Source organism: Streptomyces sp. NBC_01716 (assembly GCF_036248275.1).
GTDB lineage: Bacteria > Actinomycetota > Actinomycetes > Streptomycetales > Streptomycetaceae > Streptomyces.
The window spans coordinates 39,293-64,778 of the sequence record NZ_CP109181.1 but is presented as its reverse complement, the minus strand read 5'-3'; the positions used below and the strand labels follow the sequence as shown (position 1 = coordinate 64,778).

Genomic DNA, 25,486 nt, shown 5'->3' with positions numbered 1-25,486 from the left:
GCAACAGCCCCATGGCCACGGGGCTGGCTCAGGTTTCGAGGCGGCCCGGGCACATCGCTGATCGCCGAAGGGTTTCCCGCCACTTGTCCCTCAAATCGCGGGATTCATCCATGGCGGGATCGCGACTTCCGCCGGGTGCGTAGGCCGGGGACCGGTCTGCGCGGAGCGGCACATGGGCGCAATACCAGGCCCGCTCGGCGCCTGCCTGCTCGGCGTCCGTGCCGTTCCGTAGATAGTCGAGCAGGGCGGTCATGACTTGGCGGCGCCCGAAGGCGTAGACCGCTGGTTCGACGAACCAGAGGCAGAAGCTGGGGTCCGGGTCGTAGACGGCTGCGGCCATCAACGGGGCGAAGAACTCTTCGGGCAGGTGGGCTCGTTCGAGCAGCGGCCTGCGCACCGCATGGGCCAGGTGCCGTGCGCGGCGTGTTTCCGGTATGTCGGCCGCGTTCCCGAGATCCATCAGCCGCGCCACCTCGGTGGCGCATGACAGGAATGAACGTGCAGCTGCCTTGTTGCGCTCTTCCTCGGCCATGGCGGCATTCTGGACCGGCTCAGGCCGAGAGGGTACGGGGCGATGGTTGCTTCTCACCGAGTGAAACGATCTTGTTGTGGCTGGTGTGATCACGGCGTCCGTGCCGTCCCGGATAGAAGCCCTTCACCGGGCTGAGCTCGCGCTGCTTCGGCAAGTTGGTTGTCTCGCTGCGACGAGCAAGACACCCCCTAAGGGCTTGCAGATCATTAACACGTTGTCTTGATCACGCTGCTGGGGTCGCCGCTCAGGGCTCGAGCGCGAGCCTGGAGGGTTGTGAGGGCGGAGGGCGGGGTGGCCGCCGGCGGGATGATGATGGTGTGCGCCTTGAGCAGTGTCCTGATCTTCAGCAGAGTGCGGTGCACGGCGGTCCGACTGCTGTCGAACAGCACGGTGAGGGGTTCCGCGGCCAGTGCGACCTGCGGGTGAAGGACGGCTGCCAGGACCTGTCGGGAAAGGCGAGCCGGGGCGGGCGGCCGTGCTTGACGTCGCCGTCGAGGGCCAAAGTGTCGGTGAGATCGCTCAGTTGCCGCCGGGACATGCCGGTCAGAGCGGGATCGGACAGGAGAGCGTGGTCCCACTCCGGGGCCGGCTCCTGCGGAGCCCGGGGGCACGGCTGGGGGTGAGGGCATAGTTCCAGTCGCCGTGGAGGGCGTGTCGGGTCAGTGGCAGGGACGCCATCTCCGCGTCGACGATCTGGACTCCGGTGGGTAGACGTTGGTGTCCAGCTCGGCCATGACACGCAGTCCGGTGCGGGTGGTGGTCGCGGCGATGAACTGGACGATGACTTCGTGGCTGGTCAGCGGGCGGCCGCGCCAGTTCATCGTGATGTGCGAGAAGAGCCGGTGCTCGCTCTTGTTCCGCTTCGATGTGCCCGGCGGCAGGTGGCACACAGTGATCGTAAGTCCTGTTGCGGCCGCGAGCTGGGCGAGTTCGAGCTTCCAGGCTCGGGTGCGGTAGCTGTTCGAGCCGCCCGCGTCGGCGGTGATGAGCAGTCGCGTCGCCTGCGGGTAGGCGGCCCGGCCCTGGCCGCACCACCAGCGGCGGATCGATTCCACCGTGAACGCGGCGGTCTCGTGATCGGTGCCCACGTTGACCCAGCCGGCGTTCGCCGCGAAATCGTAGATCCCTTACGGGGCGGCCTTGCCCAGCTGGGGGTCGGCGAAGTCATGGACGTTCACCGGCACCGGATCAGCCGCAGGCCGCCACTGGAGGCTGTTGTTCTTGAACTCACCGACGAGCTCTTTCTTCTTGGCGTCCACGCTGATCACCGGCTGGCCGGCGTCCCGGTGATCGCGAGCCTGCTCGTTGAGGTAGCGGAACTGGGCATCCGGGTCCGGATGTTGGCTTCCCTCGATGGTCTTGGTGTTGGCCTGCAGATGAAGCCTTCCTCCCGCAGCAGGTCGGCGACGGTGTCCGCACTGACTTTGTGTCCGGTCCGGGGCAGCTCCCGCGCCAGCGTGCGGGTCGACTTCACCGTCCACCGCAGCGGCGACATCGGATCGCCTCGCTCGTCCGGCTCGACCAGCGCCAGCAGTGTCGGCTGCAGCCCCGGATCGAGATCTGCGACCCTCTTGCGGCCTCCGCCCGGCCGCCGCACCCGCCTCAGAGGCTCCTCGCTGGCCTCCAGCTCGGACATGCCCTTGCGGACCGTGGTCTAACTGACCGAGGCCGCACGCGCCACGGCCCGGACACCACGGTGTCCCAGAACACGGGCCTCTGTGGCCATCAGCAGCCGTCGTTGCCGCTCATCCAGATGCGGGAACAACAACCGCGAACTTCGTGGCGAGTTGGGCATAGAGCTTATCCGGGATGCGCATACAACGAGCCATGGGACGGGAAGCAATACCTTGATGATCTGCAAGCCCTTAGCCTCGTGCCTTCTTGAGGGGTGCTGTCCGGCAGGTGGGCGAGAAGCAGAGAGTGGCTCTGAGCTGCAACGATAGGACTTACTGAGGGTCCTGTGCGTGGTAGCGGAGAGACCCTCTCCAGGTGAAAGAAACGCGGGTCCTGCCCACGTGTCCGTATCGATGGCGGCGGTCGCGGGGTGGTTGCCCAGGCCGGCTCGGCGTTGCTGGTCGATACCGTCCACAAGTCCGCCGGACACCGCAGTATCGGCGGCACTTACGCCGTGATCCAAGCCGTGGGCCGTGCAGGATCCGGGCAAGATTTTGCTGTGGCACTCGACGGGGGGCCGCCTGGCTGATGTCGGCATGCTGCGGGCGGAAGCGGGGGTGTTCGGCCCGGTGGCCTCCGATCCGACGGGCCCCCGTCTCGTCGCCGCTCTTGCCGCGTCCGGCCTGAAGGCTCTCGCTGCGATCCGGGCCACATGTCCTGAATACGAACGCGGGTCTGGGAGCTGGCCGGGGCCCACGCTCCGGCCGCGGACGGGCAGGTGACCGTGGACGTCAACGGCGTGCTGGCCCTTGCGCACTCCGAGAAGCGGTACGCAACCGCGACCTGGAAAAAGCCCTTCGGCCATCATCCGCGCCTCGTGTTCGTCATGGCGAAGCAGCACAGCGGATTCAGGTAGTTGAGGAACTGCAATGGACGGAGTGAGAAGTTCTGCACCTGACAAGGACGGAGACGTACCACCTGACGCGGCCTACCGATCCGCTCGTTTCGAGGCCGCCGAGGCGAGCGTCGTCGGCTTCGGTGGGGGAGCGGCTTCCCGGTTTCCGTGCGCCCTCTCGGAGTCATCAGGCGATGGGTAACGGCGTCCAGCACCCGAGGGCACCAGCCATATAAGTCTCGATTTACACTACAGAATCACAGGAGCAACGGGTTAACGTGAGGAACCGTTATCTCGGGCATGAACGGAAGGAGATGTATCATCATGCCGGAACCCATCTCCATCGAAGCGATCACGCGGAACAATATACGCCGATTTGCCATCGACCGGGAAAATGTGTTTTCCCTCCTCGGGAAGGAGTGGTCAATCTTGCCGAACGTATATCCGTCGGGCTCCTTCTCATCCACTGAATTTTTTACTTACCAAGACATCTACCCGCCAGCTGGCGGAAAATTCCTGGAGATCGGCTGCGGCGCGGGTGTTACTGCTGTCACTGCAGCCATATCAGGTTGTGACGCGGTGGTTGCGTCCGACATCAATCCGCAGGCGGTCCGCAATACTGGGATCAACATAGCCCGGCACGGTGTGGACGAAAAGGTAAGCGTACGCCACGGGGACCTATTCAGTGCTGTCAGAGTCAACGAGAGGTTCGACTGTATTTTCTGGAACTCCAACGGAATCGAGATGCCGTCCGACTACACGCACCAGTCCGAGTTCGAGAAAGCATTCTTCGATCCTGGGTACGAAAGTCATCGGCGATACGTAGAAGAGGGACCGAATCATCTGACACGCGGTGGGCGTCTGCTGATCGGATTCAGCGGGCATGGAAACGTCAGTCTGCTTCGTAACTTCGCCGAACGGACCGGGCACACGTTCATCGAGCGAGCTCGTTCGCAGTCCGCTACCCGAACCATCAAACATCCCCACCTGCTCCTCGAACTGGTGCCGACGTGATACCGCATTGATGGACGGCTGGAAACACGAGGATAGCGCGGCAGTTGTTGTCGGTCGCGCCCGCCGCATGAAAAGATCGCGCCAATCATATCACCGGACCCTGAGTGTCGGATTCGTGAGGCGCCTCACCACCGCTCGGTCTCGCCGAAGAAGTCTGGGATTCGTAGGGAGCTTTCAGACTCGTGAGCCTCATGGAGGATGAAGACACCTACCGCCAGATCGAGGACCCCGAGCCCGAACGGCGAAAAGACAACGGGGCGGCCCGGGTCGAGGGTCACCAAGTTGTTGAGGACGTCGGCAAGCGTGCCGGTGACGAAGTCACGGCTGCCTGACGCCTGCTCTGCGAGGTGGGGAGAGGTACTGGCCTTCAGGCAGTGACCGACGTCGTCGAGGATGTTCTGCGCTGCGAGTATCACCCGTGGTTCGAGGTCTCGTAGCGAGATGTTCAGGACGAGTTGGCCGGCTTCGAACGGCTTGGCAACGTAGGGCTGAAGTGCCGTGGTGGCGAACACGATCGTCTCGGCCTCCAGCGCGGCTGCACGGTCGGCGGTGAAATCGACGGGGACGCCCTGCGTCTGGTCGATATGGTCGGCGAGGGCGTTGCCAGAAAACTCGTCCAGGTCGTGAACCACGTAGGAGTCCGGCGTACAGCCGGCTGTATGAAGGTAGTTGGCGATGTTCCGGGCGATCACCCCGGCACCCACGACCGCGATCCTCGTCCCCCCGTACCCGCCGGGACGCAGGGCGCGCGCCGCCAGCGCCGCCGATGCGGCCGTACGTGCCGAACTGATGGTCGCGGCCTCGATACAGGCTACGGGATAGCCCGTCTCGTAGTCGTTGAGGATGAGCACGGCCGATGCCCGAGGTATCCCAGATTTCGTGTTCTCTGGGAAGCTGGCGATCCATTTGAGACCGGCAAACCGCACGTTGGCACCGAGATGAGCGGGGAGTGCGATGATGCGGGAATCTGAATTCCCGGGAAAGCGTAGAAAGTGGCTGTCCGGATTGACGGCCTCCCCCGCACTGTGGTGCAGGTACGTGTTTCTTACGATATCGAGAACCTTTTCTCTGTTACTCTCCAGGATATCTCGTGCCGTTCCGCCGGTGATGATGTCAAAACGCTGCACAGTTTCTGACTCTCCTTCGCTTACTTCTTCGGACCGTCGGAGACTCGCGGAACCAACAGTGTTTGCGGCCATCGCTCAGCCACCCACGTGTCGTTGTAGATCGTTTCGAGATAACGGTCCCCGAGATCTGGGGAGATAGCCACAATGATGCTGCCGAGCGGGAGTTCCTTGGCCATGCTCTGTACGGCGGCAAGTACGGTGCCGCTCGATCCGCCGAGAAGGATCCCGCGTTGGGCAGCGATCCTCCTACACATGGCGATGGTCTCGGATTCGGTCACGTGAATTACTTTGTCGATCTTCTCTTCGTTGAGGATTTCCGGCCGTCTGCTGGTGCCGAGTCCTGGGATATGGCGCCGGGTGGCGGGACCGCCGAATGTCACCGAACCCACAATATCGACCGCGATGATCCGGGTGGTCAGGCTGTGCTCCCGGACAAAATCCGCGCAGCCCATCAGCGTTCCGGTCGTCCCCGCGCCGATGAAGACATAGTCGACGTGGCCGAGTTCCCCGAATATTGATTGAGCTGTACGGTCCCGGTGGACCCGTGGGCCAGCCGCGCTGGCGTACTGGTTCGGCCAGTACAGACCGGGCTCGCGTGCGAGACGCCGGCGTATATACCTGACGCGAGACTGGAGAAATCCGCCGTTCTCGTCCACCGTATTGATGACGACGATCTCGACACCCAAGGCTTCCATGATCCGTACCGACTGGGCATTCGTGTTGGGGTCGGTGACACAGGTCAGGGGATACCCCTTTGCGGCGCACACCACCGCCAGGGCCACGCCGAGGTTGCCGGACGTCGACTCGATCAGGCGGCCGGGCGGAAACCACCCGGACGCCTCAGCTTCCGCTACCAGGGCGACAGCGGTCTTAAGCTTTACCGACCCAGCAGCGTTGAGGCCTTCGACCTTGAGGTAGACAGAGCTTCTGGGAGCTAGTTCGTCAAATCGGAGGAACAGGTCGTCGGGCACGATTTCGTAGATTTCATTGGCTATCACGATGACCCGATCGGATTCTTCCTGGCCCCGGACGGAGCCGATTTCTGTGCGGCAGCTCGCATGGCTGCGTAGGCGGCTTCCGAGGCGGCCTGCCGTTCCGGTGTGAAGGCGTCGCGCCTGAACTCGGGGGAGCCGTGCGGAGATGGTGCGGGGACGACACCCGCGTATGTGGTGTCGCGGCCTTCAGTCATGTCGTGCGCCACTGCCCTCAGGACGTTGAAGGCCAGCATGAAGGAGTGCCCCTTGCAGCTCCAGATGGATTCGAAGGTGAACGGATCAGTGAACGTCACGGCGCGCACTACGGGCCCGGTATCGACCCCGGTGTCGACGAAGTGGGCCGTCGCTCCGGCGGCGGCTCGGAACAGCGTGGGGTCCTGCAGAAGCGCGGTCTGCTCTATCGCGAAGGTCCCTCTGGCGTGGGGCAGCACAGCGGAATGGGCGTTGATGATGCGGGATTCCGTCATCTCAATCCACCACGGAGCCAGGATCCTGTCGAGGAACACGAAGAGGAACGGTCTACTCGGACCTGCGCACTGCGTGTCGAGCCACTTCCTGGCAGCCTCACTGTTGAGATTCCTGCCCAGGAAAACAGTGTCCGGATCCTGGGTCACCGTATGTCTTGGGACTCCGAAGTCCCTGATCATGGTCCGTTCGGTCTCGCTCAGATCGGGATACAGCTGGTACAGACGCTCCCACGCGCCCTCATCCAGAGACCGTTCGCCCTGATACGTCCGGTGGAAGTTGTCCCGGGCTATCCTGACGGCCTTCGGCAGTGGATCGTCCCGTAGGACAACCCCATGGAAGCTCTCTTTGGTGCCGAACTCGGCAAGCCAGTCGGTGACCAGATAGGCGGCGTGGAGGGTGTTCTCGGTGAGCAGGAAGTAGGGAGACAAGGAGCGGGACTTCCCTTCTGACCGCCGGCAGTGGTTGGCCGGCTTCTCGGTGATCGTCAGCCGTCATGGTTCAGTAGCAGCCCTCGTGCTCGCGGAGCGCTCGAACGCTCCGCCGTCGGCAATGAGGCGCACGGTCACCTGAGCCAGTCAGAGATGCCGCCCAGCAGCGGTGACCACGTAGTGGAGCGTCGGCCTGGCCGTACCGGACGCGTCCACCGTCGCGTGCCAGAATTGCGCCGTGCCACCGAGTTCTTTCAGCCCCTCGGTGGACGGACGCACGGCGTGAAGCCCCGCGCGGTGCGACGTGGACGGGGAGATTCAAGTAGGCCGGCAGTTGGCCGTGCTCGGGTGGAGGGCCGATAGCGGCAAACCGGTTCTGCAGGTCACGCAGTGTGGCCAGATACCGCACCGAGTGGTTCTCGGTGTCCGTGCTGGGGCATCTGCGTGCCTGCTTGCCCCTCGACCTACAGTCTTGTCTCCAGGGGCAGGTATCTGAGCTGGGGAGGCTTCCTATGTGGCGCGGCAGCCGGAGAGATCCCCGGAGGGCCGAAACCCCTACCGATGCCCATGCCGATGACATCGGGCGGGACGCCACTGCCGCTGACTGAAAACTGACTCATCGAATCCTTCCTCATAGGGCATAGAAGCAGGGCGGACTTCTCTTCATCCGGGTGACCGGGCAACGGATAAGAAAGTAACGAAGATCAGATGCCTCGGGCCAAGTCCAGTCACATTTCAAGCCATCGATAAGTGGATCAGAATGGATCTTGAGATGCTCGCTCCACTGGCAGTCAAGGTACGCATGCCCCAACGATTCGGCAATCCGTACACGCACCGTTGACGTCGTTCCGTCACGCATGTAAGGGTGTTTATGACCTTCAAGTGACTACCCCTAGGAGGGTGTACGGATGCTCAATACGCAGGCGGAGTTCGAGCACATCACTGATCCTTTCGCTATCCATCTCGCGCAGAATGCTCTCGCGGTGGAAAGTGTGCAGTCCCTCTACGAGAACGCGCCGAGGGACGGATACAAGCGGGTGGTGGTAACAGATCCGAACCATGACAAGCAGTACGCAATGAATCTGCTTTCGTTACAGAAGGGTGGAGAAAAGATTCCGGCAGTTACCGACTCGCTTTCCCCGCAGTGGGAGCAACTGCTTGAGGAGTTGCGTGGGGACAAGTTCGTTGGTTGGCTCGAACGCGGGACGGGTATCAAGCTGCGGCATCTCGCAGCCGAGATCGGGATTTACATTCACGACCCTGGTGACTTCATATCGGTCCACAAGGACAAGACCGACAAGGCGCTGACAGCCATCCTCTACCTCACGCCGTACTGGCCCGAGGATGGCGGCGGCCAGTACGAGGTGCGGAATTCTCCGGACCCTGTGGAAGAGCCCGCGCGTCGTATCTCTCCACGTGCTGGTCAATTTCTCGCCTTCCCGCCCAGCGAGAAGTCCTGGCACTCGGTGTCCGAGGTGACCGCCGGCGACGAGGTCAAACGCATCACCGTACAGCTGGAGTTCTGGCTGGAGGGCGGCGGCCAGCGGTCCGATTGACGGCCCCCAGCTGTGGCCTGCCCGACGAGGAGCTTGCCGTGGCGAGCATTTCGGCAACACCGGTCAGCGAGTCTGCCGAGGCTGCCCCTGGTTCATCGCCGCGCTCCGTCTCGCTCCCCTTCACAGATTCTGGACGAACGTATTAATGTCACCGTCGGCTGGCACGTTCTTATTTCTCGGGAACTGGTTTCTGGTTCTCGACGTTGCCCTGGCCGTGTCATTAAAATCTGAGTGCAGTCTCAAGGCGAACAGAATCCCCTGTGCGGGGGCAGTGAGATTCCGCACCGCGTCTGGCATTCAGAGACGGAGGCCCAAGCCGGATATTCAGTCTCTGCAAGCCGGCGCTCTGGCGGGAGCTAACAGGAAGCATGGCGCACCCTTCCATCGACGCACCTTTTCGAGTGAACAGGTTTAGTTGGTAGATGATACCGGCGTGACTCCGCGAGGGTGCCGCCATCGAATGAGTCACAAATTCGCGCCGAAGAATATCGAGGCTCCCGCAAGATCACACGCGGACATTCGGTGGACGAAGTATTGGGAGAGGTCCTGTGATCAGCCCGAAGACACAGCGCACGTCTGCATAGCTGATGGCGTGGCCCCCGGGACGATCCATGCACAACTAATTCCGCGCTGCTCGACCGTTCTCTTCTCGGCTGTCGCATCGAGCAAGCTACACAGCACCACACGGAATTCAATGTGTGTCGCGGCAGTCCGGCGGTTCCGGCTCGACAGGCCACCAGAACTCTCCTCATACGCCCCCAGGTGCCGGCGCCGGGCTAAAGCGCTGCACGCCCCCATCGCGGTCCGGCACGGCCGCCCCACAGACGAGAGGCTTTATGAGTGTTCCCGCCGACTACCGGGCCGGGACGACAGCAGTCGTCGAAGGCGGCCACACATTGCGAGGCCGTGTCACCGTACCGGGCAACAAACACAGCATGGTCCTCGGCTTCGCTGCTGGCGTGGCACTCGGCGCCGAGCTGACCCTGACCAACACTCCCTGGTTGTCCGAGCGCGACGTACTGGCGCACACGCTCAAGCTGCTCGGCGGACACGCCGAGTGCGAGAACGACACCGTCAGTATCAGGGGCGACATCACATCATCGAACCTCCCTGCTGCGGCCACCGGGGTCATCCATGGTTCGGTCTACCTGCTGCCCGCCGTCCTGGCCAACAGAGGCAGCGTCACATTCAGCGGATCTGGGGGCGACAGCCTCGGCTCATTCGAATGGGGCTATACCCGCCCCGTGAAGCACATGCTGGAAGTCTCAGAGGCCTTCGGCGCCCAGTGGGAGCGACGCGACGGACTCCTGCATGCCTGGACACCGAGACTGCGCCCCGCGACCGTGGACATCCTGCGCTGGTCGCAAGATCCCACAAGGCCGGCGGGTCCCTACGTCTCGGGAGCGACGAAGACCGCCCTGTTGATGGCGGCCGCGGCCCCCGGTTCGAGCCTCATCCTGCACCCCCACGAGAAGGAGGCATCACATGAACTGATCACCATGCTGCGGGCTCTTGGGATCCGTATCGACCAACAGGACGGCGGCTGGGTGGTGCACGGCGGTACGGCGCTGACCGCCGCTACTCACCGACTGCTGCCGGATCCGGTGGAGATGATGACCTGGCAGTCGTTCGCGGCGATGACCGGCTCCACGCTCACCATCGACTGTGGCGATCCGGCTCACGTTTTCACCTCCATCCATCGCGAGCTGAACTTCCTCAGCACCCTGGGAATAGAGCCCGTCTTCAACGAGGACACCGTCACCGTCGGTCCGGCAAAGCAGCGGTACGAGGGCACGGAACTGGTGGCCGAGTCGACGGGCATCTCGACCGACATCGCGCCCCTGCTCGCCGTCGTGCTGTTACAGGCCGACAGCCGGTCGGTGGTGGAGGACCGGGTCTGGGCGGGCCGTTACTCGTATGCCGACTCGCTGCGCCTCATGGGCGCGCGAATGGAAGTGACCGGGCGTAAGCTCACCATCGACCCCAGTGTGCTGCGCCCGGCGGATGTCGTGCTGCGCCCCACGGACACCCGCAGCACCGCCGTCTGTCTCGCGGCGGCCCTCGCGACCGAGGGCTCCAGCATGGTGGGCGGTCTCGACCACCTCATACGCGGGTACGAAGCTTTGCTGCCCCGGTTGGCCGCCGTCGGAGCCCGTATCGAGCTCGTTCCGGAAGATGCGAAATGCATCGCGTGACCGGGACCGGTGGCACCGAGGGCCGGACCGCGGTTCAGCAGTCATACGAGCAGGCCCCGCCGAAGAGTCGTCGTATCCGTACCGGAGACACCGTGCTCCCGCAGGTACGGCTCAACACCGCCGTAACGCTCGTCCACCATCACCAACAGCGGCTCAAGGGCGGGAGTTCCCAGCCTCATACGGCGGATCAACTCGGCCCCGTTGATGCCTCGCTGCCGCGCGTACGCGTCAACGGCGGGGGTGCAACCGCTTGCCGTCTCCAGTGCTGCGGTGTCGGCGGTGAGGATGTCGCGTACCGGCAGGCCGAGCAGCTTCAGGAGAAGCGCGACTACCACCCCCGTTCGGTCCTTGCCCAGCGAGCAGCCCAAGACGACGCCCTGAGACAGTCGGTCCGCCGTGACTCTGATGACCGCGGCGATCTCCGTGCCGCAGCTCCGGGCCATGTCCTGGTACAGCGACACGTAGTTGTCGGACGTGGGACGGCCCCTCAGCCGGGCCGCGACGCCCGGCATGTCGACGGGCACATGAGCCAGTCGCCGCCTGGCGCCCTCCGTCAACAGCTCCCGCTCGGGGCTGCTGCGCAGATCCACGGACCAGCGTCTGGGGGCCAGTTGGGCATCGGCGTCCGGGCAGCCTGCCAGCAGTGTCCAGCCCGTACGGAAGACCGATCCGGGGCGCAACCCACCCACCGCGTCGGCGACGTCGAAGACGTGGCCTTGTGAGATGAGGCATCCCTCATGAAGATCCTCGTACTGTGGCCGCCCCAGGTGCCCAGTTACTTCAACGCCGGTCATCATCTGACCGTCTTCAACGTTGCCAGTCATCTACGTACCGTCTTCCCGTCCGCGAGCGTCCGCGCCGTCGACGCGGCTGCCCTCAACGTCACCTGGAAAGCACTCGGTGACTTACTGATGGAGCAGCATGACGTCGTGGCTCTGGCCAACGACTTCGACTCCATCGACTCCCTGCACCGCACTGTGCGGTACACCAGGGAACTGGCGCCGAGGGCGAACATAGTCACCTTTGGCCGGCTGAGTTCGCAACTACCCGAGTTCTTCCAGCGGTTCGACCTCGACGCAGTCGTCGGGGCGGGCGATCCGGAGACGGGTGTCGAGGACTTCGTCCGGGCAGCGGCTGACGAGGCGCACACCGCCGCATCCGTCTGGTCTCGTGTGGCGGGCCAATGGCGGGCCCCTGTCGCTCCTCCCCGGCTGCTCTCCGCCGACGAACTGCCGCTTCCCGACGTGACAGAGATCCCTTACGGGGCCTACGAGCAGATGTACGCCGACGACACAGCCCGCTTCTGTGGAATTCCCCAGCGGCGGGAGCTTGTCGTCCCCGTCGCACGCGGCTGCCCGGTCGGCTGCGACTTCTGCGACATCCCCGGCCGCGAGGGCAGGACCGAGCGGCGCCAGCCGATCGACCGGCTCATCGAGTTCATTGAGAGTGCGACTCGGGAACTCGACTTTGAGTACGTGTCGATGTACGCCCCGACGTTCACCCTGCGTCGAGCCTGGTCCTTCGACTTCTGCGACGCGTACGAAAAGTCCGCGATCGGTCTGCCGTGGAAGTGCACCACGACCCTGCATCACCTCAGCGATGAGCTGGTGGGCAGGATGGGCGAGACGGGCTGCGTACGCATCAGCGTAGGTCTCGAAACACTGGAATCCTCAGGACATGCCGCCCTGCCGCGCGCCAAACACATCGAGCAGGAGCGCTTCCGGACCACGGCGGAGGCATGCGAGAAGGCCGGCGTCGAGCTGAACTGTTTTGTCATTCTCGGCCTCCCCGGCACGTCCACCGAAGGGGTGGAGAACACCATCAAGGCCGTACGCGAGGTCAACGGGCGGGTCAGGCCCACGATCTACACCGACTTCGGGCGGATGAGCGCGGCCATGGATGAGGCGTCGATCGCTTCCTTCAACCGCCAGCTCTTTCAGCCCGACCAGTGCCCACCGGACGCCGAACACTACTACCGCGTCCTGTTCGACCCGCTCGCGCCGATCACCCCCGTCTCCGAGAAGATCCCTCGGAGGACGCCGAAATGACTGCCCCGCCTCCCACCGCCGGGCTGTCCCGACACCACGAGGGCCGGGCGCCGGACTGGATCGATGAGCTGTTCCTCGGCACCACCACCGGCGTACGCGCGCAGTGGCGGCACCGGGCCGGCGGTACCGTCAATCTCGCGAACAACGAGATGCACCACCCACGGGTCGAGGAACTGATCGTCAAAGCGGTCCGCAAACTGGGTTCCGCCCACTGGAACTCCTACCCCGACTACGCGTACGAACGGTCGCGGTTCGCCGAGATCGTGGGCGTGCCTGCCGAACGGCTGCTGTTCACCGCGGGCTCCGACCAGACCTACCTGGCCGTTTTCCGTGCGCTCGCTCGCCGCGGCACCCACCTGCTTACCCAGCTTCCCAACTATCAGCAGATCTTCCCGTACGCGGAACTGGCGGGGCTCACTGTGCGAGGTGTCGATTACCGGCCGGGAACCGGCTTCCCTCTCGACACTCTCCTCGGCGCGGTTGCGCGTACTCCCCCCGGCAGCCTCGTGACCGTGTCGAACCCCAATGGTCCCACCGGCGCTTGGTGGTCGACCGACGAACTGACCACCCTCGTCGATGCGTGCGCCGAGCGGCGCTGTCTGCTCCTGATTGACGAGGCATACGGCGCCTTCGCACCAGAGACCGTGCTGCGCCGCGCGGTGGACTGGTCCCATGTCTTGGTCGTGCAGTCCTTCAGCAAGGGGCACGGACTCGCTGGCGCGCGCTTGGCCGTATGCGTGTGCGGCAGCGCCGAGGTCGCCGACCACATTCAGCGGTGGAACGTCTCCAACCCGGTCAGCGGCCCTTCCCTCCAAGTGGCAGCCGAACTCGCTCTTCGGCGAGAGGAATTCCGCGCCATTCATGCCGAACTGGATTCCTCCCGGACTCGGTTGCGCGAGGAGGTGCCCGACCTCGTCGGAGGCAGGGCCGAGACATCATGGGGAAACTTCGTGCCGGTGCGCTGCCCGGACCGGCGGAGCGCCGCCCACACAGTCGAAGGACTGGCCAGGCGAGGATTCGCGATCCGCCACCTCGAACGGTTCGGACTACCCGAGCACATCCGGATCTCCACCGCCGACCTGGCCACCACCGAGCGTCTGCTGAGGTCCTTGCGGGAGACCGTCCACGACGTGCGGGGGAGGCACCAGGCGTGCTGACTCCTCGTGAAACCAGCGCCGGGCCGACGGCCTACAGTGTCCTGGCCGACGCCCGCCGCGTCCTGGTCATCGGCTCTCCCGGCTCGGGCAAGACGACATTCGCCACGTGTCTGTCTGCCGTCCTGACGCTTCCGGTCCACCATCTCGACAACCTCTACTTCACCGTCGCCTGGCGCCCGCGCCCCACACCCGAATGGCACCGGACGGTGGACACCCTGTGCGCGGCCGTCGAATGGATCATCGACGGTAATCACGCCGACACCCTGGAAAGAAGGCTGCCGCACGCCGATGCCGTCATCGTCCTGAACAGAGCGCCCATCCTGTGCCTGGCGTCCTACATGCGGCGGCTGCTGAGATACGCCCGGACCCCGCCCGAGGCGCTGCCGCACTACATGCGCCGCGACGATGGCGGACGCGCTTTGGCCGACCGGCCACTGGCCTTCTCCCGCTTCATCCTCTCCTTCCGGCACCGCTCCTTGCCCGGCATGGCAGCGGCTTTCAAGGCTCACCCGGACATCGCCGTCGTCGAGCTGCGTACCAGGGCCGACATGAAAATGCTCCTCGCCGAACTCGGCAACTCCCCGGGGAGGGACGCCACATGCTGAATCTCGCCGCATTCGAATCGGCCACATTGCGCACGCTGCCCTACAGCTGGGGCAACGTCGGGCAAGTCTTCGCCACCGAGGAGGCTGCACGCGAAGTGGCCGCGTCCTTCCCGATCGGACAGGCCCGGATGCGCGAGTCGAAGCCGGCGGCGAACAAGGCATACCGAATGCTCTCCTGCCCGCTGGTCGAGGGCGGAGAGCGCTTGGACGCCGTGCACCGATTGGACGCCAGGTGGCAGGATCTGGTCGGCGAGCTGCTTTCCCCCTCCTTCACCGGAGCGTTGGTTACAGCGACCGAACTGCCCCTGACGGAGACCTCCCTGGAGGTCCGGGCCTCCGCCTACAGCACCGGCTGCTTCCTCGGCCCGCACACCGACCGGTCGGACAAGATGCTGTCCGTCATTCTCTACCTGGAACCGGACTGGTCACCAGAAGACGGCGGAGAACTGAGCATCCTGCGCACGGATGACCCACACGACGAGGCCGCCCGGATCGAGCCACGCCTCAACACCGCTGCTCTCCTTGTCCGTTCTGAAGGCTCCTGGCATCAAGTTCTCCCCGTGCGGGCCCCCCGGTCAGGCCTGCGCCGAAGCGTCCTCGTCCACTACTGGCGGTGACCGCCCGCACGACCAGTCCAATAGCCTCTGGAGCACGCGTGAACCACACAGTCCCCACCGCCACCCGACCGGATACCGACAGCGCAGGACGATTCCAGGCCTACGGCACCCATCAGCTCGACCAGATCGCCAAGCGGTTCGGACTGACCGGGGACACGTTGGAAGCCGTACGGCTGGTTTCGCTGGTGCTGCCCTTCCGGGTCAACGAGTACGTCCTGCGCAACCTCATCGACTGGGACAATGTTCCGGACGACCCGGTTTTCCAACTGGTCTTCCCTCAGCCGGGAATGCTCTCGCCGGCCGATGAGGCCCGGCTCACCGAGGAACGCCGACGGGCCGACCGACGGTCGCTGGCCATGCTGGTCGCCGGCATCCGGGCCCAGCTCAACCCGCACCCCGGGCACCAGGCCGAGCTGAACGTGCCCCACGACGAGCGCGGCGCGCTGCCGGGGACCCAGCACAAGTACCGCGAAACCCTTCTGTACTTTCCCTCCAGCGGCCAGACCTGCCACGCATACTGCACTTACTGTTTCCGCTGGGCGCAGTTCGTCGGGGAGGCGGACCTGCGCTTCGCCGCGTCCAGCCCACACCGAGCCGTCAGCTATCTGAGGCAGCACCCCGAAGTGAGCGACGTCCTGGTGACAGGCGGCGATCCGATGGTGATGTCCGCGAGCAGGCTGCGCGAGCATCTGGAACCGCTGCTTGACGTGGCTGGGGTGCGCACCATCAGGATCGGGACCAAGTCGGTGGCGTACTGGCCGCACCGCTTCGTCACAGACGTGGACGCGGACGGCACCTTGAAGCTATTCGAGCAGGTGGTGCGCTCGGGTCGCACACTGGCGATCATGGCCCACTTCAGCCACAGCTGCGAACTCGCCCCCGACGTCGCCCGGCGGGCGCTCGCACGGATCCGAGAGACCGGGGCCGTCGTCTACTGCCAGGCGCCGCTGATCGCCCACGTCAATGACGACGCCGGGGTGTGGGAGCGGATGTGGCGGACCGAGCTTGCGGTGGGCGCGGCTCCGTACTACATGTTCGTCGCGCGTGACACCGGACCGCGTGACTACTTCAAGGTGTCGCTGGCGCGCGCGGCGGACATCTTCAGTGAGGCGTACCGGAACCTGCCGGGGCTCGCTCGCACCGTCCGTGGGCCCGTCATGTCCACCACGGCGGGCAAGGTCGTCGTCGACGGTGTCGAACGAGGCCCTGAAGGCCGTTTCTTTCAGCTCCGTTTCCTCCAAGCCCGCGATCCGGCCCTGGTAGGCAGGCCGTTCCGGGCTCACTACCGGGCGGACGCCGCCTGGCTGGACGAACTGCAGCCGGCTCCCGGCACCCCGGCCGACCTCGCCGCCGCCGTCACCGACCCCGTGCCGTCAGGCTCGCACGCACCCGCCGGGGAGGAATCATGACGGATAGTCTTCAGGCTGCGCCGAATCTGGCGCTGAATGAAATCGTCGCGCGGCGTCGGGCCGCGGGCGAGCCTCTAATACATCTCGCCTTCGGCGAGGCACGGTTACCTGTCCCGGCGGAGGTATTGGACTGGCTGAGCACCGGTGCCCGCCGAACCGAATACGGCCCCGTCGCCGGCGACGAGCGGGTCCGCTCCTCCCTCGCCCGCTATTTCGACCGGCGTCGGCTTCCCACCAGCCCCGAGCAGATCGTCGTCGCCCCGGGCAGCAAGCCGCTGCTCATGAGTCTCATGGCCGTCGTCGATGGAGATGTGCTGCTGCCGAGCCCGTCCTGGGTCACATACGAGCCACAGGCCCGGCTGTTCGGGCGGCATGTCCACCGTGTGCCGGTGCCGGCGGAATACGGCGGCGCCCCTGACCCCTCGGCCCTACGGGAGAGTATCCGCACCGCCCGTAGGGGCGGCGGCAACCCACGGCTGCTCGTGCTCACCCTTCCCGACAACCCCACCGGCACCCTTCCGCCCCCCGAGGCGATCCGCCAGGTGAGCGCCGTGGCTGAGGAGGAAGACCTGCTGATCGTCTCGGACGAGATCTACCGCGACATCCTCCACGACCCCGGCCTTCCCTTCCTCAGCCCGGCGGAGGAGGCCCCGGAACGCACCGTCATCTGCACCGGACTGAGCAAGAGCCTGGGGCTCGGCGGCTGGCGGATCGGCGCCGCCCGCTTCCCCGTTGGCAGGCGAGGCGACCTCCTACGCACCCGTACGGTCGCCGTGGCCAGTGAAGTCTGGTCCACGCTGGCCGGCCCCATGCAGGAGGTTGCCACCCGCGCCTTCGACGAGCCCAAGGTGATCACCGAACACTTCCTGGCCGGGGCGCGGCTGCACGGCGCCGTCACCCGCGCCGTACACACTCTGGTCACCACAGCGGGCGCGAGCTGCCGGGCCCCTCAGGGCGGCTTCTACCTGTATCCGGACTTCGAACCCGTACGCGAGAGTTTGGACGAGCACGGTGTGACGGACTCGGTGTCACTGCAGCGGCACCTGCTCGACAACCTGGGCGTGGCCGTCCTCGGCGGTCATCACTTCGGTGACGACCCCGGCGCCCTCCGCTTCCGGATCGCCACCAGTCTGCTGTACGGGGACGACAGCGCACAGCGCGAGCGGGCGCTGACCGCCGAAGCTCCGCTGTCCACACCACACATCACCCTGACGCTCGACCAACTGGCAGAAGCCTTCGACGCGTTGACGCCCCGGAAGGGGATCCATGTCTGAACTCATCGACGACTACCGGATGCTGGCCGGGGCGGTCGACATACTGCGCCGGTACTGGGGCGGCAGACAGGTGATCCTGCTGGCCAACCATTTCACTCACAGCACTCAACTACTCATCGACGAGGTCACCGCGTGTGGCGCCACCCTGGTCGGTGTCGTCACCCGACCGCGGCGGGCACCGGAGCCACGCGTGCCCACCTGGAGTTGCGCCGAGCGCGGTATCGACCTCGCCCCGCACGAGTTCGAACCCTTCCTGGGCAGCCCCCCAGACATGCTGAGGGAATGGTTGGACGACATCGACCCGGCCCGGTCCTGCGTTGTCCTCGGCAGCATCTGGACCACTATGTCCCACCTCTGCGGCCGACCCGTGCACGGGTGGCGCAGGCCCGAGTGGGTCGCGTGGGAGGACAAAGTCCGTATCGAGCGACTCTGGGCGGACCTTGGTATCCCCTCACCACGCCACGTGGTGATGTCTGTGGACGATCCGGGGCTGCGCGAACAAGCGACAGCGCTCGACGGCGGTCGAGGTGTGGTGATGGCCATCGACTCCAGCCAGGGGGTCCCCGGCGGTGGCGGCAGGGGACTCCGCTGGGTGAGAAGTTCCGCCGAATTTGATGCCGCACTGAAGTTGTTCACAGGCAGGACTCGGCAGGTACGGATCGCCGAGTTTGTCGAGGGCGTTCCATGCAGCACCCAGGCCCTCGCGCTCGACACCGGCATCGCCGTGTTTGAGCCGGCCGAGGAAGCGATGCTCCGCGATCCGCGCTTCGGCGAGTTCCGCTACTGCGGTACGTCCACCTCGTGGCGGCCTCCCGATCAGGTGAAGGCCGCCATCGAGACCTACGCGCGTGACGCGGGCCGCCGACTGGATGAACTGACCGGCTATCGCGGGATCTTCACCGTCGACGGGCTACTCACCGACCGGGGCTTCCTCGCCACTGAGCTGAATCCGCGAGGCGCTGGCGGTCTGGGATTCCGCCCTGGCTGGCCCGAGTTCCCCACCTATCTTTTTCACCGCGCCGTCCAGGAGAACGTGCCCGGGATTGTCGACCTCCCTCCCGAGTCGGTCCAGGCCACGTTCCGCGACGTCATCGCCCGCCATCCGTCCTTCTCGGGCACCATCCCCCTGGGCACCGGCCCGGTTGCGGCGGACGTGGTTCGGCCAGGGACGGACACACGGGCGTACACCACCAAGCCGAGTGGCGCGACCGTCCGGTATCGGGTGGGCGGGCAGACCGTCCGTGTGATCGACGTGGCACCCTCATCCGCCGATGGCACCGTGGGGTCGGTGATCGCGGAGTTCGTCGGCCTCCTCGGCCATCCGGGTCTGGTCAGCTTCAGCGATGACTCGGTCCGCTCCACCCTCACGTCCGCCGATAGGGCCACGGACGGGATACGCACTGCCAGGACGCGAGGTGCGCGTTGACGTACCTGGTGATGAACCGACGGCCGATCATCGAGAATCTCGCCGAGTGGTTCCCCCGGTCCAAGGAAGGCTTGGTGGTGGTCACCGACCGTAGCGCGCTGCGGGGCATCGACACCGATCGGATGGCCAACTCCTTCCGGGCCTTCGAGGTGACTGACGACTACGGCGGCAAGGCGACGGAACGCCTAGTCGAATCGTTGTGCCAGGAACACGGCGTTGAGCGTATTCTCACCACCGCCGAGGTCGATCTGGTTCGCTCTGCGGAGCTGCGGGGACGTCTGGGCCTGCGCGGCCAGAACAGGGCCAGTGCCGTCGCGTACACCGACAAGCACGTGATGAAGACTGCGGCTGCCATGGCGGGACTTCCCACCGCCCCAATGCGTACTGTCCACGACGCCGCCGAACTGACGGCGTTCGCCGACGCGTACGGACTGCCCGTGGTCCTAAAGGAACTCAACGGGGCGGCGGCCATCGGTATGTCCGTGCTCAAGAACGACACCGACCTCGCCAGGGCCGCCAGGCGGTGGGGGCAGGGGGGTCCCGGAGGTGTCATGCTCGCTGAGTCGTGGATCGACGGCGACGTTTACCACGTGAATGGCCTGGTGGCCAGGGGCTCCGTCCTCCAGAGCTGGCCATGCCGCTACCTGCACACGCAATGGAGCAGCTATCACTCAGCGGCACCCTGCATCAGCGGGATGCTGCACCCGGACGAACCGCTGTTCGCCCGTCTGCAGAACGCCACGGCCGCCGTGACGGCCGCACTACCCACGGCATCAGAAGTCCTACCGTTCCACGCCGAGTTCTTTCACAGCACCGACGATACGATCATCCTGTGCGAGATTGCCTGCCGGGCCGGCGGCGCGGGAATCATCGAGATGCACGAGCGCGCCTTTGGCCTCAACCTCTACCACGCCGGCCTCAAGGGGCAGGCGGACCGAGCTGACGACATCCTATGGACCGGCCTCAACACTCGCGGCGGGTACGGCTGGTTTCCACCCCAGGCGGGTGTACTGCGGCAGTTGCCGTCCCACTGCCCGCTGCCCCGTGCGGTCGAGTACACCACCAGCGGGGAAGTGGGGCGCCGTTACCCCGGCCCACGCTCCGCCGTTGACGCCGTCGCACAACTCCACTTCGACATCGCCGAGGACGAGGACCTGCTGTCCGTCCTGCGGGAGGTGGACAACTGGTGGACCGGCGCCGTGCGTTGGACATGACATCACCGATCAACTGGAAGGACCTGACCTGCCATGACCTCTTCGACCCCAGCAACTGCCGGCCCGCGTGTGAGTACGGAACTGACCCCGGACAGTCTGCTCGATCTGTCGACGCGAGACATCGCCGCGATTCATGTCGAGGACTTCTACCCCAAGGACATGGCCCGGCGGGTAGTCAAGAGCGCGATGACACACGAAGCGCTCGGTACCTACCGGAAAGAACTCGCCAGCAGCGTCGGCCGCATACACACACCACACGTGGACACGGCATGGGATCCCAAACTCACCGACGCCTACCACCGGCAGGCCGTGCACGCCGTCCACGACGTGCGCTCCATGTTCTACCCGCATCTGTCACCCATCGACCATCTCCGGCTGGTGCTCCAGGAATTCTGGCCTGCGGGCGCCAACCTTCTGCGGCTGAACGGCCGCACCTGCTTTGTCGGCGCGCTGCGCGTCTTCACACCGGGTGCGTCACAGCTCTTGCCGCACAATGACCGGCTGCACCAGGAGACGGACGCTCCGGAGGCGCGGGGCCTGACTGAGCAGATCACCGCCAACGTATATCTCCAAGTACCTGAGACCGGCGGCGATCTTCACCTGTGGCTGCGGGAGCCCGACCAAGCGGAGACCGAACGCATACTGGCAGTGGAAGGGCTCGATCCGGGCAGCATCGAACCACCAGCCCTCACGATCCATCCCCGCGCGGGTGATCTGATCATGTTCAGCTCTTCCATGCTGCACGCCGTTTCGCCCAGCCCGTCCGAGCCGCGAGTCGGAATGGCGGCGTTCATCGGCAGCAGGGGGGCGAACTACCCTCTAGTCTACTGGAGTTGAACAGCGACGGAACAAGGATGAAATGTCATGATGCCACAGGAACGTCAAGAGCAGGAGATCCCCCGCGTCTCGATGACCGACGAGGAGATCGAAGCGGCGAACCTGAAGACGCCCCCGGTACTCAACAGCAAGATCAAGCTGACGGAGTACACGCCGGAATGGGCCACCGCGTTCGCGGAGGAAGCCCGCCGGATCGGCGACGAACTGGGCACACTGCCGCACCGGATCGAACACACCGGATCCACCTCGGTACCCGGGTTACCCGCCAAACCAGTCATCGACATCCTGCTGATCGTTCCCGATTCGGCCGACGAGTCCGCCTATGTGCCCGCTCTGGAGTCCATCGGCTACACGCTCGCGGTCCGGGAGCCCGACTGGTACGAGCACCGCGTTCTGCGCAAGCCCGACCTCGCCCCCAGCGCCGAGTCGGCCAACCTGCACGTGCTCTCCACTGGCTGCCCCGAGATTCAGCGCATGATCCTTTTCCGCGACTGGCTGCGCGCCCACACTGGCGACCGCGACCTCTACGCCCAGACCAAGCGGGACCTCTCGCAGCGGACGTGGACGTACATGCAGCACTACGCCGACGCGAAGAGCGCAGTCATCGCGGACATCCTCGAACGTGCCATGCGAGCTGAACCTCCCAGCGCCCATGGCACCTCGTGAAAGGTGATCTCAGCCTGCTGCGGGAGCGGGATTTCCTTCTGTTCTTCCTCGCCCGCACCTCGTCCCTGACGGGCAATGTCATCGCACCGCTGGGGCTCGCCTTCGCCGTGCTGGCCTTGCCTGACGGCTCTCCGTCCCAGCTCGGACTATTGCTGGGGACCCGCACAGTCGCGCAGCTCGGTCTGATCCTGCTGGGCGGCGTCCTCGCGGACCGGTTCCCCCGCCGGCGTCTGATCATCGTGGGGGAGACCGTCGCCGGGTGCTCCCAGGCCCTGACCGCCGCCGTGTTCCTGCACGGCAGCGTGCCGATGAACCTTCTGATCGTCCTCGCCGCCGTCAACGGCGCGTCCTCCGCCGTCAGCCAACCAGCAGCCACCGCGATCATTCCCCAGCTCGTCGACGCCGAACGCATCCAGCCCGCGAACGCGTTGCTGCGCCTGGCAGCCAACCTCTCGCGTATCGGAGGCGTATTCACCGGCGGAGTACTCATCGCGGCCGTCGCGCCGGGCTGGGCCCTGGCCGCCGACGCCGCCACCTACTTTTTTTCCGCCGTGCTGCTGATGTTCAGCCGCCCTCGTACGCTACCGCGGGCACTCACGGCGACAGAAGCGCCGCCGACCAGTTTCCTCAGCGAACTGCGCAGCGGCTGGACAGAGTTCTCGTCCCTGCGCTGGATGTGGCCGGTCGTAAGCCAGTTCGCAGTCGTCAACGCCTCCTTCGGAGGAGCCATCATGGTGCTCGGCCCGGTGGTGGCCGAGCAGGAGTTGGGCGGCGCGGTCGCCTGGTCGGTCGTCCTCGCCGCCCACTCGGCCGGGTTCGTCCTCGGCAGTCTGATCGCGATCCGCATCCGGCCCCGCTACCCCCTGCGTACAGGCGTTTTCGTCACCTTCGGCTTCTTCCCGGCCTACGTGTTCCTCGCGGCGGGCTCCCCAACCTGGCTCATCGCCACCAGCATGCTGGCGGCGGGCATCTGCATTGATGTGTTCGAGGTCCTGTGGAGAACCACGGTCCACACCCATGTCCCCGAGCATGCCATGTCCCGGATCAGCTCATATGACTCGCTGGTCTCCTTTATCTGCACACCTCTGGGCCTCGCCGTGGCAGGCCCGGTGGCCGCCCATATCGGCATAGCCGAAACACTCCTGCTCAGCGGTGTACTCGTCCTTCTGGCCAGCACCATCCCCCTCTTCTTCTCGGCCGTCCGCACCCTCCCGGCGCGTAGCACCCTCCCGGAACATGTACCGGGATAAGAGCCGATTGACGGGTGTGCTCGACCCACGAGAAGACGTGGCCAGCGAAGCCGGCGCCGCAGCAGGCGCCTCATCGGGCTAAAGCGTGTTGCAGAAGGCTGTGAATCGGGCATTTCCTTTGTATGGGTGGGGTGTTGAGGGTTGAGCCGTTGTGGGTGGAGACGTTCACCGGGTTGCGGATGCGGCAGTTCGATCGGCTGCTGAAGGTGGTCCGGGAACGGGGCGGGAACGGTCCCGGTGGTGGTCGGCCGTGGTGCCTGCCGCTTTCGGACCGTGTGCTGCTGGTGGCCGTCTACTACCGGACGAACCTCACCATGCGACAGCTCGCCCCGCTGTTCGGCGTCTCGCCTGCGACGTTGTGCCGGGTGATCCAGCGGTTGCGGCCGCTTCTCGCGATCGAGCCCGCGTCCCGGCCCGCTGACGCGGTCGAGCGGCTGTGGATCGCGGACGGCACGCTCATCCCCGTCCGTGACCGGAAAGTCGGCGCGTCCTCGCGCAACTACCGGTTCTCGGCGAACGTGCAGGTCGTCATCGACGCCGACACCAGACTGGTGATCGCCGCGGCGATGCCGGTACCGGGCAACACCGCCGACGCGAAGGCCTGGCGGGACTCCGGCCTGGCCACGGACTGCGAGGGCGTGACCGTCCTCGGCGACGGTGCCTACATCAACACCGGACTCGTCGTCCCGCACCGCAAACGCCCCGGACGGGCCCTCCTGCCGGGCGAGGAGGACGACAACGCCGAGCACCGACGGGTGAGAGCCCGCGTGGAGCACGCCTTCGCCCGCATGAAGCACTACAAGATCCTCCGCGACTGCCGACAGCGCGGGTCCGGACTCCACCACGCGGTCCAGGCCATCGCCCACATGCACAATCTCACCCTCGCCGCATAACCAAACCAGCCGAGAACCCAGCCCCGGCCCGCCCAGACACAACCTTCTGCAACACGCTTTAGTTCATCGACGGCCTGTTCCTCAGGCGTCTCCTTGCCCCCACCTATCGATGACGGTGGACAAAGACGTTCACTGACCCGCGGCTCTGCGCGGCGGCGAACGCCTCGCCCAGCGGCCGGACCTACGACGGCCCGGTGGGCAGCAGCGTTGTGCCGCTGCCACGGCGCACGCTGCCGACGGCAACACATGTGAGCTCGACGAGGAGCCGACAGTGACCAGACCCACAGGCGCGCCCCCTCACCCACTCAACTCCGGTGTGCATGTCGACCTCAACCCGGCCACCGCCGTCGTGCACAACGCCCGGTACCAGGCCGACACCATCGCCATCAGCTACCCCGGCGGGCGCCTCACCTACGCCCAACTGGACGACAAGGCTGCCCGGTTCGCGACCGGTACTCGCCGACAGCGGCACCACACAGGGCGACCGGGTCGCCTCCCTCGGACTGAACAGCAGCGCGATCCTGGTGACCATGCTTGCCGCGTTCCGGATCAGCGCCCTCTCCGTGCCGGTCAACTTCCGACTTGCGGAGTCCGAACTCGCGAGTGTCCTGGAGCGCAGCGGCACCGAGGTGATCGTCTGCCAAGAAGGGCACCGCACCGGTGTCGAGGCCCTGCGCGCGCGGACGCGCATCACCCGCTTCCTCCTGGCCGATGACGATCCCGAGGCGCCGACCGAGGGAGCATCGGGCCGGGAGTCCTGGTCCCCACTGATCTCGGCAGCAGCTCCGACTCGGCAGGTGCCCTCAGCTCACCGACGCCCCTGCGATCCTGATGTTTGCCTCGGGCACCACCGGGACGCCCAAGGGCGTGGTCCTCACCCACGGCAACGTCTGGTGGAACGCGGTGAACGTCGAGATGCGCCTCGACACCCGCCGCGGGGACATGACTTACGCCGCCGCCCCCTCTTTCACATCGGAGCCCTCAACAGCTTCGCGATCCGCACCCTGGTCCGTGGCGGCGCGATCGCCGTACTGCCGTCTTCTCTGGGAGGTTCCGCTGTCTCTTGTGAGGGGGACGAGTTCAGCAGGACGGGGACGGGGGCAGGGGGCCGGTATGGCATCGGCAGGTGGCTTCGAGTCGGCCTTGAAGCGTGCTCGGACGTCGCGGAACTGGACGTTGGAGGACGCGGCCGAGCGGTTGAATGTGATCACTGGGGGTGCGACCGATGCCAGCCTGATAAGCGGATGGGAGTCCGGTAGGCGTCGT

The 25,486-nt window shown here is 65.5% G+C and carries 21 protein-coding genes and 4 pseudogenes; 18 read left to right on the top strand and 7 right to left on the bottom strand.

Features of this window, described 5'->3' with window-relative positions:
* Window positions 1-28: 28 nt before the first annotated feature.
* Window positions 29-532, bottom strand: coding sequence for a hypothetical protein (locus tag OIE74_RS00265; protein ID WP_329377081.1), 504 nt, complete (start codon window positions 530-532; stop codon window positions 29-31).
* 543 nt (window positions 533-1,075) lie between these two features.
* Window positions 1,076-2,327, bottom strand: a pseudogene (locus tag OIE74_RS00260) (ISAzo13 family transposase).
* Between the two features lie 228 nt (window positions 2,328-2,555).
* Here OIE74_RS00260 and OIE74_RS38520 point away from each other — a divergent pair.
* Together OIE74_RS38520 and OIE74_RS00250 are read left to right on the top strand one after the other, a co-directional pair.
* Window positions 2,556-3,032: pseudogene (locus tag OIE74_RS38520) on the top strand (IS1380 family transposase); the annotation flags it as partial.
* Window positions 3,033-3,365: 333 nt separating this feature from the next.
* Entirely contained in the window at window positions 3,366-4,055 is a 690-nt protein-coding gene (locus OIE74_RS00250; RefSeq protein WP_329377077.1) for a class I SAM-dependent methyltransferase, read from the top strand.
* A 125-nt stretch (window positions 4,056-4,180) separates the two neighbouring features.
* Here OIE74_RS00250 and sbnB read toward each other — a convergent pair whose 3' ends face one another.
* The 4 genes from sbnB to OIE74_RS00230 all read right to left on the bottom strand — a co-directional run bounded on the left by sbnB (window position 4,181) and on the right by OIE74_RS00230 (window position 7,352).
* On the bottom strand, window positions 4,181-5,182 hold the full coding sequence (gene sbnB, locus OIE74_RS00245; protein WP_329377075.1) for a 2,3-diaminopropionate biosynthesis protein SbnB: 1,002 nt from the start codon (window positions 5,180-5,182) through the stop codon (window positions 4,181-4,183).
* A 20-nt stretch (window positions 5,183-5,202) separates the two neighbouring features.
* Window positions 5,203-6,180 (bottom strand): 2,3-diaminopropionate biosynthesis protein SbnA, encoded by a 978-nt coding sequence (gene sbnA, locus OIE74_RS00240; protein WP_329377074.1) that lies wholly within the window; start codon window positions 6,178-6,180, stop codon window positions 5,203-5,205.
* Window positions 6,177-7,073 (bottom strand): formyltransferase family protein, encoded by an 897-nt coding sequence (locus tag OIE74_RS00235; RefSeq protein ID WP_329377072.1) that lies wholly within the window; start codon window positions 7,071-7,073, stop codon window positions 6,177-6,179. The genes sbnA and OIE74_RS00235 overlap by 4 nt, the downstream gene beginning before the upstream one ends.
* A 147-nt stretch (window positions 7,074-7,220) precedes the next feature.
* On the bottom strand, window positions 7,221-7,352 hold the full coding sequence (locus OIE74_RS00230; RefSeq protein ID WP_329377070.1) for a hypothetical protein: 132 nt from the start codon (window positions 7,350-7,352) through the stop codon (window positions 7,221-7,223).
* A 629-nt stretch (window positions 7,353-7,981) separates the two neighbouring features.
* On the opposite strand from OIE74_RS00230, the gene OIE74_RS00225 reads away from it, so the two are divergent.
* Both OIE74_RS00225 and OIE74_RS00220 read left to right on the top strand, forming a co-directional pair.
* On the top strand, window positions 7,982-8,629 hold the full coding sequence (locus OIE74_RS00225) for a 2OG-Fe(II) oxygenase (RefSeq protein ID WP_329377068.1): 648 nt from the start codon (window positions 7,982-7,984) through the stop codon (window positions 8,627-8,629).
* An 836-nt stretch (window positions 8,630-9,465) separates the two neighbouring features.
* A complete protein-coding gene (locus OIE74_RS00220) occupies window positions 9,466-10,824 on the top strand; it encodes a hypothetical protein (protein ID WP_329377066.1) in 1,359 nt (452 codons plus the stop codon).
* 41 nt (window positions 10,825-10,865) lie between these two features.
* On the opposite strand, the gene OIE74_RS00215 is transcribed toward OIE74_RS00220, so the two are convergent.
* Window positions 10,866-11,504, bottom strand: a complete 639-nt coding sequence (locus tag OIE74_RS00215; protein WP_329377064.1) for a tyrosine-protein phosphatase — start codon at window positions 11,502-11,504, stop codon at window positions 10,866-10,868.
* A 57-nt stretch (window positions 11,505-11,561) separates the two neighbouring features.
* Between OIE74_RS00215 and OIE74_RS00210 the strand changes: the two genes are divergently transcribed.
* The 14 genes and pseudogenes from OIE74_RS00210 to OIE74_RS00145 form a co-directional block, all read left to right on the top strand.
* Window positions 11,562-12,872 carry a B12-binding domain-containing radical SAM protein gene (locus OIE74_RS00210; RefSeq protein WP_329377062.1) on the top strand — a complete coding sequence of 437 codons (1,311 nt, stop codon included), beginning with the start codon at window positions 11,562-11,564 and terminating at the stop codon, window positions 12,870-12,872.
* Complete coding sequence (locus tag OIE74_RS00205; RefSeq protein ID WP_329377060.1) at window positions 12,869-14,029, top strand: pyridoxal phosphate-dependent aminotransferase; 1,161 nt, start codon at window positions 12,869-12,871, stop codon at window positions 14,027-14,029. Before OIE74_RS00210 ends, OIE74_RS00205 begins: the two co-directional genes overlap by 4 nt.
* Window positions 14,023-14,634, top strand: coding sequence for a hypothetical protein (locus tag OIE74_RS00200; protein WP_329377058.1), 612 nt, complete (start codon window positions 14,023-14,025; stop codon window positions 14,632-14,634). The genes OIE74_RS00205 and OIE74_RS00200 overlap by 7 nt, the downstream gene beginning before the upstream one ends.
* On the top strand, window positions 14,628-15,251 hold the full coding sequence (locus OIE74_RS00195; RefSeq protein ID WP_329377057.1) for a 2OG-Fe(II) oxygenase: 624 nt from the start codon (window positions 14,628-14,630) through the stop codon (window positions 15,249-15,251). Before OIE74_RS00200 ends, OIE74_RS00195 begins: the two co-directional genes overlap by 7 nt.
* Before the next feature lie 38 nt (window positions 15,252-15,289).
* Window positions 15,290-16,660, top strand: a complete 1,371-nt coding sequence (locus OIE74_RS00190; RefSeq protein ID WP_329377055.1) for a KamA family radical SAM protein — start codon at window positions 15,290-15,292, stop codon at window positions 16,658-16,660.
* Window positions 16,657-17,934 carry a pyridoxal phosphate-dependent aminotransferase gene (locus tag OIE74_RS00185; protein ID WP_329377053.1) on the top strand — a complete coding sequence of 426 codons (1,278 nt, stop codon included), beginning with the start codon at window positions 16,657-16,659 and terminating at the stop codon, window positions 17,932-17,934. The genes OIE74_RS00190 and OIE74_RS00185 overlap by 4 nt, the downstream gene beginning before the upstream one ends.
* On the top strand, window positions 17,927-19,360 hold the full coding sequence (locus OIE74_RS00180) for an ATP-grasp domain-containing protein (protein WP_329377051.1): 1,434 nt from the start codon (window positions 17,927-17,929) through the stop codon (window positions 19,358-19,360). Before OIE74_RS00185 ends, OIE74_RS00180 begins: the two co-directional genes overlap by 8 nt.
* Window positions 19,357-20,574, top strand: a complete 1,218-nt coding sequence (locus tag OIE74_RS00175) for an ATP-grasp domain-containing protein (RefSeq protein ID WP_329377049.1) — start codon at window positions 19,357-19,359, stop codon at window positions 20,572-20,574. The genes OIE74_RS00180 and OIE74_RS00175 overlap by 4 nt, the downstream gene beginning before the upstream one ends.
* Before the next feature lie 33 nt (window positions 20,575-20,607).
* Window positions 20,608-21,411, top strand: a complete 804-nt coding sequence (locus OIE74_RS00170; RefSeq protein ID WP_329377048.1) for a 2OG-Fe(II)-dependent halogenase WelO5 family protein — start codon at window positions 20,608-20,610, stop codon at window positions 21,409-21,411.
* A gap of 27 nt (window positions 21,412-21,438) precedes the next feature.
* A complete protein-coding gene (locus tag OIE74_RS00165) occupies window positions 21,439-22,077 on the top strand; it encodes a GrpB family protein (protein WP_329377047.1) in 639 nt (212 codons plus the stop codon).
* Window positions 22,074-23,327: an MFS transporter gene (locus OIE74_RS00160; protein WP_329377045.1), complete on the top strand. Its 1,254-nt coding sequence runs from the start codon at window positions 22,074-22,076 to the stop codon at window positions 23,325-23,327. The genes OIE74_RS00165 and OIE74_RS00160 overlap by 4 nt, the downstream gene beginning before the upstream one ends.
* A 122-nt stretch (window positions 23,328-23,449) precedes the next feature.
* Window positions 23,450-24,220 (top strand): transposase family protein, encoded by a 771-nt coding sequence (locus OIE74_RS00155; protein WP_329377044.1) that lies wholly within the window; start codon window positions 23,450-23,452, stop codon window positions 24,218-24,220.
* A 320-nt stretch (window positions 24,221-24,540) separates the two neighbouring features.
* Window positions 24,541-24,924, top strand: a pseudogene (locus OIE74_RS00150) (AMP-binding protein); the annotation flags it as partial.
* 127 nt (window positions 24,925-25,051) lie between these two features.
* Window positions 25,052-25,123: pseudogene (locus OIE74_RS00145) on the top strand (AMP-binding protein); the annotation flags it as partial.
* Window positions 25,124-25,486: the final 363 nt, after the last annotated feature.